Consider the following 14,103-nt stretch of genomic DNA (forward strand, 5'->3'; position numbering starts at 1 on the left):
GGCCATGTCACAGCAGCCCCATCTGATTGGCCTCGTAGACAGCCTCCCCGCGCGAGTGCACTGCCAGCTTGCGATAGATCTTCTTGACGTGCGCCACCACGGTGTGCGGCGAGATCTCCAGGAGCTGTCCGATCGCATCGAAGCTCAGGCCCTTGGCCGTCAGGCGCAGCAACTCCGTTTCCCGTGGTGTCAGCACCGCGTCGCGCGGGCTTTCGTCACGCGGTTGGGTCGTGGCCGTGCGCATCCGCGCCAGGATGCGACGCGCGATGCCGGGGCTGATAGGGGAGCCGCCCGCGTGCAGTTCATGGATGCTGGTGGCGATGCGGTCAGCGCCCGCATCCTTGAGCAGATAGCCCGTCGCTCCCGCTTCCAGTGCGGCAATCACATGCCGGTCGTCGCCGAACATGGTTACCACAAGCACGTCGCATGCCGAGTGGTGAAGGGCGACATAGCGAATCACCTCGGTGCCGTCCATGTCGGGCAGACCGAGATCGAGCAACAGCACATCGGGTGGTTGTGCCCCCAGGAGCGCCATTGCCGCGGCACCGGTCGAGACCGCCCCCGTGAGTGAAAGCTCCGGGTCGGCCAGCACGGCGTTGGAGAACCGGCGCATGAATTCCGGCTCGTCCTCGACTATCAGCACGCGGATTTTCATTCCCACTCCAGGGTATTCGGGCGCAGTGTACGACTCCATTCTTCGCCTGCGCATGCCGCCGGGCCATAGCGCCTATGCGGTATCGCCGCTCAGCGGAGTCCCGGTTATTTTCGGAAGAAGTCCCAAAGGAGCCGTATGTACCGAACTGAAGATGTCCTGACGCGTGCGCATTCAGCCTGTGGACAGGGCACTGTCTATTGGCTCGGTGAAGGAGGGCGGTCCGCAGATGCGGCATTGCCGACGAGCGCGTTGCCGGTCGGCCAGTTGTGGCCGACGCTTCCTCTGGTGCAGCAGCACGCCCTGGAGCCATTGGCCCTGGCAGCAGGACTCGACGTGCACGATCCGGCGCTGGTGGTGCCCGCCTGCGACTGCTCGGGCTTCGTGTGCTGGGCGCTCGGCTTCGGCAGAAAAAGCAATCCCGCGCCTTATACGGACGCTGCCGGCTGGATCTACACGGACAGCATCTGGGCCGATGCCATGGGCGCCGGCGTGCGTTTCGAACGCCGGGCCAGGGCCACGCCCGGGGCGCTGGTCGTCTACCCGAAAGCGGGAAGCGGCGAGAACTACGGCCACGTGGGGCTCGTGATGGAGGCCGATGCAGATGGACGCGCTCGCCTGGTGGCGCATTGCTCGGCAGTCAATTTCAAGGTGGCGCCGTTCGACGCCATCAAGATCACCTCGCCGGAACTCTTCGAGCGGCAGCCCCGCTGCATATACGCGTGGTGCCGCACATTGGAAATGAAGCTTTAAAGGAGCTGATATGGCCCAGCTTTCTCGAAATTCACGCCGCGGTAGTGAACAAGCTGGCGCGAACGATCTGGGCCGTACCGGCACGCGGATAAGCCGACGCCCCGAGGCGTGGCAGCCCGCGCACTGATACGGATTGATAGACGACCGCTTTTGGAGGAGAGCAAGCGACCACGCGCCCGCACAGCGGCATAGGAGGCGTGGCGCCCATGTCCAGGCTCAACTCGTCAAGAAACAAACCTCTTGACGTTTCACCGCTAGCGGGCCTGGGCGCCCAGTGGTCCAGTCCGGATGCGATCGAAGGCCGGGCATCCGGCCGCAAGCGCGAATGGGCGCATCGAACACCGCCATGAGACAAGCACGTGCCGAGGACAAGCGTTCAATCGAGGTGGGTCGAGCCTGGCGCCTGCATCGCCGCCGATCGGCAAAATTCCACGAAGGCCTTCATGGCAGCCGAAACGTGGCGCTGGCGTGGGTAGTAGAGATAGGGCGGCCCGATCCCAGGCGACCAGTTCTCCAGCACCCGCACCAGCTCTCCTGCAGCCAGCTCGCGTTCCACATATTTCTGGTGAACATACGCCAGGCCCCCGCCTGCCACAGCCGCATTCACCGCGACCTGCGCATCGTTGACCACCAGCCGCGATGGTCCTGTGTTCACAGCCGCGTGGCGCCGCTGGAAATCCCAGGTCTGGAGTCCTCCGCCCGGAAATCGCCGCTGGATGCAATGATGGCCGGCAAGATCGCGCGGGGACTTTGGCACGGCATGGCGTGCAAAGTAGGAAGGGGAGCCGACCACCGCGTAGCGCTGTGGCGCCCCGATGCGCACGGCCACCATGTCCTGCTGCAGATCCTTGTCGATGCGCACGCCTGCGTCAAAGCCATCGCGCACGATATCGGTCATTGCGGCGTCCGCGGTGATCTCCATGGAAACGCCCGGGTGCATCGCCACGAAGCGAGCGGCCAGACCGGCCAGCAGGAACTGGGCGACCGGTGCGGGTGCATTGATCCTGAGGGTGCCAAAGGGGGAGTCGCGATGCTGGTTGAGCCGCTCCACCGCCTTGTGAATCAACGCCAGGCCCGGCTCCAGCTCACTGAGCAGCTCCAACCCGGCAGCGGTGGGGGTGACGCTGCGCGTGGTTCTTGTCAGGAGCGTGACCCCCATCTGTTCCTCCAGACGGCGAATCGTCTGGCTGATCAGCGACACGGACACATCGCGCTGGGTCGCTGCAGCGCGGAAGCTCCTGTGCTTCGCAACGGAGGCGAAGACATCGAGATCAGGCAGGACAGACCGGGACATTGTTTAGTCCAGTTGAACAGCTCATGCAGGATTATCCACCTAGTCGCACCTGACCCCGGCTCGTACGATCTGGCCATTCGCAAAGGACAAGACGCCATGAGAACGAGCTCCAGGATCGCCCATCTCGCATTGGTCGCAGCCGCACTTGTATCCACGCAGTCTCAAGCCCAGCCGCTCCCACGCTGGGAGCAGGCAGCACCGGCCGGGGTGGCCCGCCAGGAGCTGTATCCCGAGGTGCTGGACGGCAAGATCTATGTGGCGGGAGGCCTCCTGAGCCCGAACACGGGGTATTCGGCGCACTTCGAGTCCTGGGATGCGACCCAGGCGCGCTGGACCCGCAGGGCCACGCTTCCCGAGGCTCGGCACCATATCGCCCTGGCTGCGGCGAATGGTCGCCTGTGGGGCGTCGGGGGATTCAGTGGCGGGTTTCCGAACTGGCGCGCCCAATCCAGCGTGTTCTGGTATGAGCCCGAAGCCGACCGCTGGCACCAAGGGCCCGACCTGCCTCGACCTCGGGCGGAGGGCGTCGCTGCGGCGGTTCTCGGGAAGGTCTATGTGATCGGCGGCCGGGTGCCCGCGTTCGTCGGCGCCAGCCACTTCAACGACCACCAGGATACCTCTGCAGTGGAAGTCCTCGACCCGGCCAGCGGACGCTGGCGGCGGCTGCCCGATGCGCCCACGGCCCGCAACAGCGCCGCCTCCGCGGTCATCGACGGGCGCATCTACGTCGTGGGAGGCCGCAGCGCACGCAAGCAGGCCGACGGCGCGCTCAGCCAGATCAATGTCTCGACGCTCGAGGTGTTCGACCCGGTGCGCAACACCTGGACGACGCGAAGGCCGATGCCACAGGCGCGCGGCGGGCTGGCGGCGGCCGCGCATCGCGGCAAGCTCTACGTCTTCGGTGGCGAGCAGTGGGTCCCGGAGCAGAAGGTGTTCGCCGACAGCTGGGTCTACGACCCCGCCACCGACGATTGGGAGGCACTGCCGCCCATGCCCACTGCACGTCACGGCCTGGGCGCCGCTGCGTTGAATGACCGCATCCATGTGTTCGGCGGCGGTCTGAAGACGGGAGGCAACGCGGCCAGCGACATCCACGAAGTGCTGGTGCTCGACGAACCCCGATGAGCGATCGCCTCCACTGAATTTGAACCATCGGCACAGGCCCGTCATGCCCCTCGAAAACACCTCGTTCTCAAAAGATCGTCGCCAGCTGCTGCAACGCGGGATCGGCGTTGCGGCGGCCCTTCCGTCGGCATGGGCCGCCGAGTCCAGCGGCGCGCAAACCGGAACGCCGGCACCCCGGACGAGCGCGCCTCCTGCGGGGGTGTTGACGAGGACGATTCCGCGCACCGGCGAATCGGTCTTCAACCGCCATGCCGAGAAGCGCGTGTTCCCAGCGGCCCAATCGCATGGCGTCGGCGTTCTGGTCAACATGGCGATGGAAAAGGGGCGGCTCCACAAGGTCGTCGAGGGCCATCCGCTGCCGGCGTTTGCGCGCGAGTACGGCATCGAGAACTGGGCGCAGTACTTCCTGAAATTCGTGATGTCGCACCCGGCCGTCACATGCTGCCTGAGCTCGACGGCGGATCCCGATCATGCCGCGGAGAATGTGGGTGCGTTGAGAGGTCCCCTGCCAGACGCTGCGACGCGCGCGAGGATGCTGCGGCATCTGGAGAACCTCCCGGGGTTCGATCGGATTGCATCGATGCCGTGGTATCCCGGCAAGGACAAGCACTACCCAGGCTTCATTCGACGCGGGCAAGCCTCGTTGAGGTTGCGCAACGCCCTGTAGTTCGCAAGCGCAGGCCGCCTGCGAACGTGGAGCAGGTGGGGCGCCCGCTTCAGGTGCTTCGGCCGTGCGTCGCGGTCTCGGTCTCTGTTTCGGCCTCGGCGCGGCAGTGAGGAGCGTCTTGCGCTGCCCCGTGCCACGCGCCGTCAAAGCCCCGTTCGAAGACTGTCGAAGGCGTCTCTGAGGAATTGAGCCGCCGGCCTTCGCTGGCCGGTCTGCTCTCTCCAGGCCTGCAGCGCCAGCCTCAGCGCACCGACGGACACCATGGCCACCATCCGAAGTGCCCTCTGCCGCTCGGGCTGTCGCCAGACCTCGCGCAGCGCAAGAAACAGCGCCTGTTCCTGCTTCGCGTAGAACGCCTGCTTGCGTGCGAGCAGCGATTCGCTCGACAGCATGAGGTCGTCGATGGCCGTCATCTCTTCGGTCGTGTGCCGTGCAATGCGCTTGACCATCACATCCCGGACCGCGTCCAGTGGCGGTACGTCGGGCGACGTCTTGAGCAGTTCGGCGATCAACTCGGCCGAATCGGCCTCCATCCCGAACAGGATGATGTCGTCCTTGGACTTGAAGTACGAGAAGAAGGTGCGGCGAGAGATTCCCGCTGCGGCCGCGATCGCATCGAGCGTCGTGCCTTCGTAGCCGTCGGCCAGGAACAGGCGCAGCGCCACCTGCGCAATGCGCTGTCGCGTCTCGCGTTGCTTTCGCTCCCGCAAGCCCCCGGGTGGCGCAGCGCCCGTGGCATCCCAATTTCCTGACATTTCGAGGGCCTATTTCAAATTCTGCACTCGGTGCAATAATATTTGCACCGGGTGAATTTCTACATGCACCCAGTGTAGTCCCCCATTCTCTTCAGGCAAGAACCATGACCCATTGGACGGCTTCCGACATCCCCTCCCAACAGGGCCGCACGGCGGTCGTCACGGGCACCGGCGGCCTGGGATTCCAGGATGCGCTGGCACTGGCGCGTGCGGGTGCGAACGTGATCATTGCCGGGCGAAGTCCTGCCAAGGGAGCGGTCGCCGTGAACCGGATCCGCCAGGAAGTTCCAGGCGCGCAGGTGGCGTTCGGCCTGCTGGACCTCGCCAGCCTCAGTTCCGTGCGTTCGTTCGCACAAGGCCTGCGCAGCTCGCACAGCAGCCTGGACCTGTTGATCAACAACGCGGCGGTGATGACGCCTCCCCAGCGCCGGTCGACCGCGGATGGTTTCGAGTTGCAGTTCGGCACGAACTACCTGGGGCACTTCGCCTTGACCGCAGCGCTTTGGCCCCTGCTGCGCCGGGGCAGCCAGGCGCGCGTCGTCACGCTGTCGAGCATCGCTGCCCGCAACGGCGTAATCGACTTCGACGATCTGCAGGCCGAGCGCGTCTACAAGCCGATGCGCGCGTACAGCCAATCGAAGCTCGCCTGCCTGATGTTCGCGTTTGAGCTGCAGCGCCGCAGCGATGCGGCCGGATGGGGCATCCAGAGCATTGCAGCCCATCCCGGCATTTCGCGCACGGACCTGCTGCCCAATGGTGCCGGGGCATGGAGCGTCGCAGGCATGCTTCGCCGCTTCATGTGGTTCCTGTTCCAACCGGCCGAGCAGGGCGCGTTGCCGACCTTGTTCGCGGCGACTTCGCCACAGGCGCGCGGCGGGGCCTACTACGGCCCGGACAGGCTCGGTGAGGTGCGCGGCCACCCGACCTCTGCCGCGATGCCCCCTCAGGCACGGGATGCAGCGGTCGCGGCCCAACTCTGGTCGGCCTCCGAGGAACTGACGGGCACGGTTTTTCCTTGGATTTGAAGCCTGCCGACGCATTTCAGAGTGTCCGCCACCTGCGCGCGTGATGAAGGACTGGGCTTCAAAAGTTGGGGCCTCGTGAACTGCAGGAAACACGCGTCGACTGCGACGACGGAAAGCGAGCACTGTGCTGTTTGGGGCTTCCCTAGGGCCTGAGATGAGCGCGGACGAGGGGTCTGACCATCATCGGCCAGGTCAACCAGGTGATCGATTACATCGTATGAAGCCGAGGTTTGAGCGGGCTCAGCGCTTCATACGGGGCAATCGCCAAGCACGAACGCAAACCTGGCCGCTAGCTGTTGATTTCCATCCAGAAGTGACCCGCCGGGTCAGGATTCCATGGAAATCAACAATCCAGCCTGGATGAACAAGTACTGGCGCCAAGTCCGGATGTACCAGCGCATCGCGGAATGGGGCAAGCGTGCGCTGGTCAATGTGGAGCCAGCTTTCTAGGGCTTCGCCGCGTCGCAGGCACCCGGTCGCGATCTGACGAAGGTAGCTGCCGCTGTGAGGATGATGCCCCCAGGCATTGGCCTGTTGCCCCCATCGATGCCCCCAATTTTTTCGGATCGTATCCCACTTGTCCGGACAATGCCGGCCAATATCCTCGGCCTTCTCAGAGGAGAGCAGTGGTCCTAAAGGACGGTATCGGACCTTTTTGGACACCGAGGTGGTGCCTTCGACAGGAATCGAACCTGTATCTGAGTCTTAGGAGGACCCCGTTCTATCCATTGAACTACGAAGACCGGATGGGGATGCGCGAAGCGGTGAACCCGGTGCGCACCCGCGATTTTATAGGGTTCGCGATGACAGTCCCGGCTCGGGGGCGTACCCGGCCCCTCGCGCATCGCCAGCGCGGGCTTACCCCGATACGAAATCTGCAAAAAGTTGACCGCGATCAAGCCGCCTCGAATCGGTGGCGCGCACCATCGTGCCCGTTCGCATCTCTGCTCAGATTCAAGAACAAAAAAGAGCGAAATCACTACACAGGAGACAACCTGATGAAGAAGATCGCCTCGAATGTTCTGAGCCGCGCGACTGCCGTTCTTGCCACGAGCACCGCCGCGATGGCGCTGGCGACCGGTGCCGCGCCTGCCTTCGCATGGGAACCCACCAAGCCGGTGGAGTTCGTGATTCCCGCCGGCACCGGCGGGGGCGCCGACCAGATGGGGCGGCTGCTGCAGGGCATCGTCATCAAGTACAAGCTGATGAAGGAGCCGCTGATCGTCGTCAACAAGTCCGGCGGCGCGGGCGCCGAGGGCTTCCTGGCGGTGAAGGAAGCGAAGGGCGATCCGCACAAGATCGTCATCTCGCTGTCGAACCTGTTCACCACGCCGATGGCAACGGGCGTGCCTTTCAACTGGAAGGACATGACACCGGTCGCGATGCTGGCGCTCGACCAGTTCGTGCTGTGGACCAATGCCTCCGAGCCCTACAAGAGCGCGGGCGAGTACGTCGCGGCGGTGAAGACCGCGGGGCCCAACAAGTTCAAGATGGCCGGCACCGGCTCCAAGCAGGAAGACCAGATCATCACGGTCGCGCTCGAGAAGGCCACCGGCACCAAGTTCATCTACGTGCCGTTCAAGGGCGGTGGCGAGGTGGCGGTGCAGCTGGTGGGCGGGCACGTGCAGTCGACGGTGAACAACCCGATCGAGGCGGTGGCGCAATGGCGCGCGGGCAAGCTGCGCGCGCTGTGCGTGTTCGACGACGAGCGCATGCCGTTCAAGGCCAAGGTCACCGACACGCAGTCGTGGAACGACATCCCCACCTGCAAGGAAGCGGGCGTGCCCACCAGGTACACCATGTTGCGCGGCATCTTCATGCCGCCCGGCGTCACGCCCGACCAGCTCGCCTTCTACAAGGACCTGCTGACCAAGGTGGCGGCCACGCCGGACTGGAAGGAATACATGGAGAAGGGCGCCTTCAACCCGACCTTCATGACCGGCGACGCCTTCGCGAAGTGGCTTACCGAGGCCGAGGCGACGCACCGCACGCTGATGTCCGACGCGGGCTTCCTCGCGAGCAACAAGTAGGCCGGCACAGGTCGGCCGCGACGACTGCCGCGCCCTGCGGCAGCGGGTGCGTGCGCCGCGAGCGCACGCCGGTTTCCTTTCTTCGTTCTTTCTTTCCTTCAAACAACCACGATGGGGGCTCCATGGAGCACGACGAATCATCCGAGGGCCCGGCGCGCACGGGCATCTTCACCCACCTTGTAGAAGCGGCGGTGGCCGTGGCGCTGCTGGTCATCGGCCTGGTGGTGGTCTTCGAGGCGCGCAAGCTCGGCGCCGGCTGGACCACCGACGGCCCGGGCGCCGGCTACTTCCCGTTCTTCATCGGCGTGATCATCACGATATCGGGCGCTGGCATCCTCTACCAGTCGCTGCTCGGCAAGAACCGCAACACCACGGTCTTCGTCGACCCGGTGCAGCTCAAGCGCGTGCTGTCGGTGCTGGTACCGGCCACGGTCTACGTGCTGGCGATCTCCCTCCTCGGCATCTACGTGGCCTCGGCGATCTACATCGCGCTCTTCATGATGGTGCTGGGCAAGTACGCGTGGTTCAAGAGCGTGTTCGCCGCGCTGGCCGTGAACACGCTCTTCTTCTGCATGTTCGAGGTCTGGTTCAAGGTGCCGCTGTTCAAGGGCGCGCTCGATCCGCTTCGGTTCCTCGGCTACTGACCGAACCCAACACTCACGGAGCACAAGCGAAATGGAAGAAATCAGTGCCCTGATGCAGGGCTTCTACGTGATCCTCTCGCCGATGAACATCGGCCTGATGTTCGTCGGCATCATCCTCGGCGTGCTGATCGGCGTGCTGCCGGGGCTCGGCGGCGCCAACGGCGTGGCGATCCTGCTGCCGCTCACCTTCACGATGTCGCCGACCTCGGCCATCATCATGCTGTCGTGCATCTACTGGGGTGCGCTGTTCGGCGGGGCCATCACTTCGATCCTGTTCAACATACCGGGCGAGCCCTGGTCGGTGGCCACCACCTTCGACGGCTACCCGATGGCGCAGAACGGGCATGCCGGCGCGGCGCTCACCACCGCGTTCACGTCGTCCTTCGTGGGCGCCTTCCTCGCGGTGGTGATGATCACCTTCCTCGCGCCGCTGGTCGCCAAGTTCGCGCTCAAGTTCGGCTCGCCTGAGTTCTTCGCGGTGTACCTGCTCACCTTCTGCAGCTTCGTGGGCATGGGCAAGGGCTCGCCCTTCAAGATCCTCGCGTCGATGGCGCTGGGCTTCGCGCTCGCCAGCGTGGGCATGGACACCGTCACCGGCCAGCTGCGCCTGACCTTCGGCCAGCCCGAGCTGATGCGCGGCTTCGACTTCCTGATCGCGGTGATCGGCCTGTTCGGCATCGGCGAGATCCTGCTGTCGATGGAAGAGGGCCTGAAGTTCTCGGGCAAGAGCGCGAAGATCGATCCGAAGGTGGTGTGGCAAACCTGGAAGCAGCTGCCAAAGTACTGGATGACCTCCATCCGCAGCTCGCTCATCGGCATCTGGATGGGCATCACGCCCGGCGGTGCCACGCCGGCCTCGTTCATGGCCTACGGCCTTGCCAAGAAGATGTCGAAGAGGGGCGCGAAGTTCGGCACCGGCGAGCCCGAAGGCGTGGTCGCGCCGGAGACCGCCGCGCACGCGGCCGGCACCAGCGCGCTGCTGCCGATGCTGGCGCTGGGCATTCCCGGTTCGCCCACTGCCGCGGTGCTGCTGGGCGGCCTGCTGATCTGGGGCCTGCAGCCGGGGCCGCTGCTCTTCGTCGAGCAGAAGGACTTCGTCTGGGGCCTCATCGCCAGCATGTACCTTGGCAACATCGTCGGCCTGATCGTGGTGCTCAGCACCGTGCCGCTCTTCGCATCGATCCTGCGCATTCCGTTCTCGATCATCGCGCCGGTGATCATCGTGATCTGCGCGATCGGCGCCTACACCGTGCACAACGCGATGCTCGACATCTGGTTCATGCTCGGCTTCGGCGTGCTGGGCTATCTCTTCAAGAAGCTCGACTTTCCGCTCGCCCCGCTGGTGCTGGCGCTGGTGCTCGGCGACAAGGCCGAAGACTCGTTCCGCCAGGCCATGCTGGTCTCGCAGGGCGACGTGATGGTGATGTTCTCCAACCCGCTGGTCGGCACCATCACCACGCTCGCGCTGGTGCTGCTGTTCTGGCCGCTGATCTCCAAGGCGCTGGCGTTCGTCAGGAAGCCGAAGAAGCCCGACGAGTTCGCCGTCGAACGGCCGGTGGATTGATGAAGGAGGCCATCACATGCCAGTGATCGCATTGACCCAGGAGATGGGTTCCCTCGCGAAAGACGTTTCGCTCAAGCTTGCCGAGACGCTCGGCCTCGCCGTGATGCGCCACGAGGTCATCGAGCACGTCGCGGACCGGATGCAGGTCTCCACCAGCCTCATCGGCCGGCTGCGCAGTGGCAAGGCCGGGCTGGTGGAACGCCTGACCACCGACAAGCGCAGCGTGGCGCTCTACACCGCCGAAGAGCTCTTCGCGCTCGCCGATCGCGGCAACGTGGTGCTGCGCGGCTGGGGCGCCACCTGCCTGCTGCGGCCGGTGCCGCATGTGGTATGCGTGCGCATCACGCGCTCGATGAAGAAGCGCGTCGAGTGGCTGATGGGCGACCTCGAGACCGACGACGCCGAGTTCGCCGAAGCCGAGATCCGCCGCAGCGACCAGGCGCACGCAGCGCGCATGCACGCGCAGTTCGGCGTGACCTGGGGCGACCCGGTGCTCTACGACCTGGTGCTCAACACCGACCGGCTTTCGGTGGAAAGCTGCGTCGAGCAGATCAGGCTGATGGTGGCGCGCCCCGAGTTTGCGGAAACGCCGGCCTCGCGTGCGCTGCTCGCCAACATGGCGCTGGAGGCACGCGTGCGCGCGGCGCTGAAGGAGCACGAGGCCACGCGCGACATCAACGTGACCATCACCGCGAACCAGGGCGAGCTGCTGCTGCGCGGCATCGTGCTGAACTCCGGCGAGCGGGCGCAGACCGAGTCGGTCGTGGCTGAAGTCCCGGGTGTGAGCGGGGTGCACAACCAGCTGCGGCTGATGGCCACCTCGCGGCGCTTCGCTTCGGCGAAGCAGACTTAGGCTTTGCTCCTTCCCCCTCTGGGGGAAGGTGGGGATGGGGGCAGTCGGCGGTAGACACGCTGGCGGCCCTTGATGCGCCCCGTGCCCCCACCCCAGCCCTCCCCCAGAGGGGGAGGGAGCAAGACGGGCTCAGATCTTCCCGCGCTTGCGCAGCCGGCTAAGGGTTTCCGCTGAGAGATTCAGATACGAAGCCAGCTCCTTGCTCGGAATCCGGTCTTCCAGCTCCGGGTGCTTGCGCATGAAGCGGTGCACGCGCCCGGCGGCGTCGAGCAGGTGCAGCGTGATCGTGTGCGCCATGATCTCGCTCATGCCTCGCATCACGAGGAACTCGAAGAGTTCCTTCGTCTGCGGGTGCTTGTTCAGGAAGGCGATCCACTCCTTCAGCGGCAGGCTCGCCACCCGCGCCTTGGTCACGCAGACGATGCCGTAGGGCGTGGGCGTGCCCAGCCGCAGCGCGGCGTAGCTCGTCTCCATGTCGTTCTCGTCGGCGAAGCGAAGGATCATTTCCTTGCCCTCCGGGTTGCTCACCACCCGCTTGAGGATGCCGTCGAGGATGAAGTACTGCTCCATCTCCCGCACGCCCTGGTGCAGCAGGAACTCGCCCTTGTTGCCGTCCACGATGACCAGGTGCGCCTCGAGCTCGGCGCGGTCGGCTTCGCTCAGGTCCTTGAGAAGCACGTTCTGCCGCAGCTGGGCGCGAATGATGTTCTTCTCCGGATGGTTTTCCAACGTCGTCATGGTCACCGTCTTGCTCGATTTCGCTGCCGGCGCCGGTCATCGGGGTCGTCGCCGTTTTCGGGAAAGTTGACCGAGGTCAACGGCCGAAAGTTTGGCCCGAATCATAGTCGCGGCTCGGGCCTCGGCCATTCACCCATGCAGAAGGAGAGACATGTCTTCAGTCAGAACAGAGAAAGAGGCGACCACCACGCTGGACGAAGCCCTCAAGCCCGCAAAAAACCGTGATGCCGACGGCGAATTGGTGGTCCGCGCCATCAAGAGCATGGCGGAAGACACGCCGGCGGCCGAGACCATCGACGGCTTCCACCTCGTCATCGATGCGCTCAAGCTCAACGACATCGACACCATCTTCGGCCTGCCCGGCATCCCGATCACCGACCTCACGCGCATGGCCCAGGCCGAAGGGCTGCGCGTCATCTCCTTCCGCCACGAGCAGCACGCCGGCAACGCGGCAGCCGCCGCCGGCTTCCTCACGCAGAAGCCCGGCATCTGCCTGACCGTGTCGGCCCCCGGCTTCCTCAACGGCCTGACCGCGCTGGCCAACGCCACCACCAACTGCTTCCCGATGATCCTCATCAGCGGCTCCAGCGAGCGCGAGATCGTCGACCTGCAGCAGGGCGACTACGAGGAGATGGACCAGCTGGCCATCGCCAAGCCGCTGTGCAAGGCCGCCTTCCGCGTGCTGCATGCACAGGACATCGGCGTGGGCATCGCGCGCGCCATCCGCGCCGCGCTCTCGGGCCGCCCGGGCGGCGTGTATCTCGACCTGCCGGCCAAGCTCTTCGCGCAGACCATGGACGCGGCGGCGGGCAAGGCTTCGCTCATCAAGGTGGTGGACGCCGCGCCGCGCCAGATTCCGGCGCCCGACGCCGTGAATCGCGCCCTCGACATCCTCAAGGGCGCGAAGCGTCCGCTGATCCTGCTCGGCAAGGGCGCCGCCTACGCGCAGGCCGACGCCGACATCCGCGCGCTGGTCGAGAAGACGGGTATTCCCTACCTGCCGATGTCCATGGCCAAGGGCCTGCTGCCCGACACGCACGCGCAGTCGGCCGCCGCCGCGCGCTCCTACGTGCTGCAGGAAGCCGACGTGGTGGTGCTGATCGGTGCGCGCCTGAACTGGCTGCTTTCGCACGGCAAGGGCAAGACCTGGGGCCAGGAAAAGGGCGCCAAGAAGTTCATCCAGATCGACATCGCGCCGACCGAGATCGACAGCAACGTCGCCATCGAGGCGCCCGTGATCGGCGACATCGGCTCCTGCGTGGCCGCGCTCCTGGCAGGCATCGACGCCAAGTGGGCCAGGCCGCCGGCCGATTGGACCGGCGCCATCGCCGAGCGCAAGGACAAGAACCTGTCGAAGATGGCCGCCACGCTGGCCGCGCGGCCCTCGCCGATGAACTTCCACAGCGCGCTGAGCGTGATCCGCGACCAGGTGAAGGCGCGGCCCGACGCCATCGTGGTCAACGAGGGCGCCAACACGCTGGACTTCGCGCGCAGCATCGTCGACATGTACGAGCCGCGCAAGCGCCTGGACGTGGGCACCTGGGGGATCATGGGCATCGGCATGGGCTTCTCGGTGGCCGCAGCCGTGGTCACGGGCAAGCCGGTGATCGCCATCGAGGGCGACAGCGCCTTCGGCTTCAGCGGCATGGAGGTGGAGACCATCTGCCGCTACAACCTGCCGGTCTGCGTCATCGTCTTCAACAACAACGGCGTCTACCGCGGTACCGACGTGAACGCCAGCGGCACGAGCGACGTCGCGCCCACCGTGTTCGTGAAGAACGCGCGCTACGACAAGCTGATGGAAGCCTTCGGCGGCGTGGGCGTGAACGCCACCACCGCCGACGAGCTGCAGAAGGCCCTGGCCGAGGCCGTCGCCTCGGGCCGACCGACCCTGATCAATGCCGTCATCGACGAGACCGCCGGCACCGAGAGCGGCCGCATCACGAGCCTGAACCCCAGCACGGCGAAGAAGAAGTAACTCAATCCCATCCAAGGAGATTTTC

Annotated in this window: 13 protein-coding genes and 1 tRNA gene; 9 read left to right on the forward strand and 5 right to left on the reverse strand. The window is 65.4% G+C overall.

Annotation, left to right across the window (positions count from 1 at the left end):
* Positions 1-7: 7 nt before the first annotated feature.
* Positions 8-655 carry a response regulator gene (locus AC1VNX_RS06250; protein ID WP_483155927.1) on the reverse strand — a complete coding sequence of 216 codons (648 nt, stop codon included), beginning with the start codon at positions 653-655 and terminating at the stop codon, positions 8-10.
* Between the two features lie 135 nt (positions 656-790).
* Between AC1VNX_RS06250 and AC1VNX_RS06255 the strand changes: the two genes are divergently transcribed.
* Positions 791-1,405 carry a CHAP domain-containing protein gene (locus AC1VNX_RS06255; protein ID WP_483155928.1) on the forward strand — a complete coding sequence of 205 codons (615 nt, stop codon included), beginning with the start codon at positions 791-793 and terminating at the stop codon, positions 1,403-1,405.
* A gap of 376 nt (positions 1,406-1,781) precedes the next feature.
* On the opposite strand, the gene AC1VNX_RS06260 is transcribed toward AC1VNX_RS06255, so the two are convergent.
* Complete coding sequence (locus AC1VNX_RS06260; protein WP_483155929.1) at positions 1,782-2,699, reverse strand: LysR family transcriptional regulator; 918 nt, start codon at positions 2,697-2,699, stop codon at positions 1,782-1,784.
* 96 nt (positions 2,700-2,795) lie between these two features.
* On the opposite strand from AC1VNX_RS06260, the gene AC1VNX_RS06265 reads away from it, so the two are divergent.
* On the forward strand, positions 2,796-3,824 hold the full coding sequence (locus AC1VNX_RS06265) for a Kelch repeat-containing protein (RefSeq protein WP_483155930.1): 1,029 nt from the start codon (positions 2,796-2,798) through the stop codon (positions 3,822-3,824).
* Between the two features lie 43 nt (positions 3,825-3,867).
* Positions 3,868-4,491 (forward strand): hypothetical protein, encoded by a 624-nt coding sequence (locus AC1VNX_RS06270; protein ID WP_483155931.1) that lies wholly within the window; start codon positions 3,868-3,870, stop codon positions 4,489-4,491.
* Between the two features lie 143 nt (positions 4,492-4,634).
* Here AC1VNX_RS06270 and AC1VNX_RS06275 read toward each other — a convergent pair whose 3' ends face one another.
* Positions 4,635-5,156 (reverse strand): TetR/AcrR family transcriptional regulator, encoded by a 522-nt coding sequence (locus AC1VNX_RS06275; protein ID WP_483155932.1) that lies wholly within the window; start codon positions 5,154-5,156, stop codon positions 4,635-4,637.
* A gap of 194 nt (positions 5,157-5,350) precedes the next feature.
* Here AC1VNX_RS06275 and AC1VNX_RS06280 point away from each other — a divergent pair, with 194 nt between their 5' ends.
* A complete protein-coding gene (locus AC1VNX_RS06280; RefSeq protein ID WP_483155933.1) occupies positions 5,351-6,271 on the forward strand; it encodes an SDR family oxidoreductase in 921 nt (306 codons plus the stop codon).
* A gap of 668 nt (positions 6,272-6,939) precedes the next feature.
* Here the strand turns inward: AC1VNX_RS06280 and AC1VNX_RS06285 are convergent.
* Positions 6,940-7,014 (reverse strand) — tRNA-Arg (locus AC1VNX_RS06285).
* A 255-nt stretch (positions 7,015-7,269) separates the two neighbouring features.
* On the opposite strand from AC1VNX_RS06285, the gene AC1VNX_RS06290 reads away from it, so the two are divergent.
* The 4 genes from AC1VNX_RS06290 (at position 7,270) to AC1VNX_RS06305 (ending at position 11,362) form a co-directional block, all read left to right on the forward strand.
* Positions 7,270-8,301 carry a Bug family tripartite tricarboxylate transporter substrate binding protein gene (locus AC1VNX_RS06290; RefSeq protein ID WP_483155934.1) on the forward strand — a complete coding sequence of 344 codons (1,032 nt, stop codon included), beginning with the start codon at positions 7,270-7,272 and terminating at the stop codon, positions 8,299-8,301.
* Between the two features lie 122 nt (positions 8,302-8,423).
* Positions 8,424-8,945: a tripartite tricarboxylate transporter TctB family protein gene (locus tag AC1VNX_RS06295; protein WP_483155935.1), complete on the forward strand. Its 522-nt coding sequence runs from the start codon at positions 8,424-8,426 to the stop codon at positions 8,943-8,945.
* A 31-nt stretch (positions 8,946-8,976) separates the two neighbouring features.
* Positions 8,977-10,509, forward strand: a complete 1,533-nt coding sequence (locus AC1VNX_RS06300) for a tripartite tricarboxylate transporter permease (RefSeq protein ID WP_483155936.1) — start codon at positions 8,977-8,979, stop codon at positions 10,507-10,509.
* Between the two features lie 16 nt (positions 10,510-10,525).
* Positions 10,526-11,362, forward strand: a complete 837-nt coding sequence (locus tag AC1VNX_RS06305) for a cytidylate kinase family protein (RefSeq protein WP_483155937.1) — start codon at positions 10,526-10,528, stop codon at positions 11,360-11,362.
* A gap of 129 nt (positions 11,363-11,491) precedes the next feature.
* Here the strand turns inward: AC1VNX_RS06305 and AC1VNX_RS06310 are convergent, their stop codons facing one another.
* Entirely contained in the window at positions 11,492-12,100 is a 609-nt protein-coding gene (locus AC1VNX_RS06310; protein WP_432727777.1) for a Crp/Fnr family transcriptional regulator, read from the reverse strand.
* 151 nt (positions 12,101-12,251) lie between these two features.
* Between AC1VNX_RS06310 and oxc the strand changes: the two genes are divergently transcribed.
* Positions 12,252-14,078 carry an oxalyl-CoA decarboxylase gene (gene oxc / locus AC1VNX_RS06315; protein ID WP_483155938.1) on the forward strand — a complete coding sequence of 609 codons (1,827 nt, stop codon included), beginning with the start codon at positions 12,252-12,254 and terminating at the stop codon, positions 14,076-14,078.
* Positions 14,079-14,103 lie beyond the last annotated feature (25 nt).

This window comes from Variovorax sp. TLI9-5A, assembly GCF_056867935.1.

Excerpts from the sequence above, each read along its gene's own strand:
- AC1VNX_RS06250 (WP_483155927.1), bottom strand. The coding sequence starts at position 655 with ATGAAAATCCGCGTGCTGATAGTCGAGGACGAGCCGGAATTCATGCGC.
- AC1VNX_RS06255 (WP_483155928.1), top strand. The coding sequence starts at position 791 with ATGTACCGAACTGAAGATGTCCTGACGCGTGCGCATTCAGCCTGTGGA.
- AC1VNX_RS06260 (WP_483155929.1), bottom strand. The coding sequence starts at position 2,699 with ATGTCCCGGTCTGTCCTGCCTGATCTCGATGTCTTCGCCTCCGTTGCG.
- AC1VNX_RS06265 (WP_483155930.1), top strand. The coding sequence starts at position 2,796 with ATGAGAACGAGCTCCAGGATCGCCCATCTCGCATTGGTCGCAGCCGCA.
- AC1VNX_RS06270 (WP_483155931.1), top strand. The coding sequence starts at position 3,868 with ATGCCCCTCGAAAACACCTCGTTCTCAAAAGATCGTCGCCAGCTGCTG.
- AC1VNX_RS06280 (WP_483155933.1), top strand. The coding sequence starts at position 5,351 with ATGACCCATTGGACGGCTTCCGACATCCCCTCCCAACAGGGCCGCACG.
- AC1VNX_RS06290 (WP_483155934.1), top strand. The coding sequence starts at position 7,270 with ATGAAGAAGATCGCCTCGAATGTTCTGAGCCGCGCGACTGCCGTTCTT.
- AC1VNX_RS06295 (WP_483155935.1), top strand. The coding sequence starts at position 8,424 with ATGGAGCACGACGAATCATCCGAGGGCCCGGCGCGCACGGGCATCTTC.
- AC1VNX_RS06300 (WP_483155936.1), top strand. The coding sequence starts at position 8,977 with ATGGAAGAAATCAGTGCCCTGATGCAGGGCTTCTACGTGATCCTCTCG.
- AC1VNX_RS06305 (WP_483155937.1), top strand. The coding sequence starts at position 10,526 with ATGCCAGTGATCGCATTGACCCAGGAGATGGGTTCCCTCGCGAAAGAC.
- AC1VNX_RS06310 (WP_432727777.1), bottom strand. The coding sequence starts at position 12,100 with ATGACGACGTTGGAAAACCATCCGGAGAAGAACATCATTCGCGCCCAG.
- oxc (WP_483155938.1), top strand. The coding sequence starts at position 12,252 with ATGTCTTCAGTCAGAACAGAGAAAGAGGCGACCACCACGCTGGACGAA.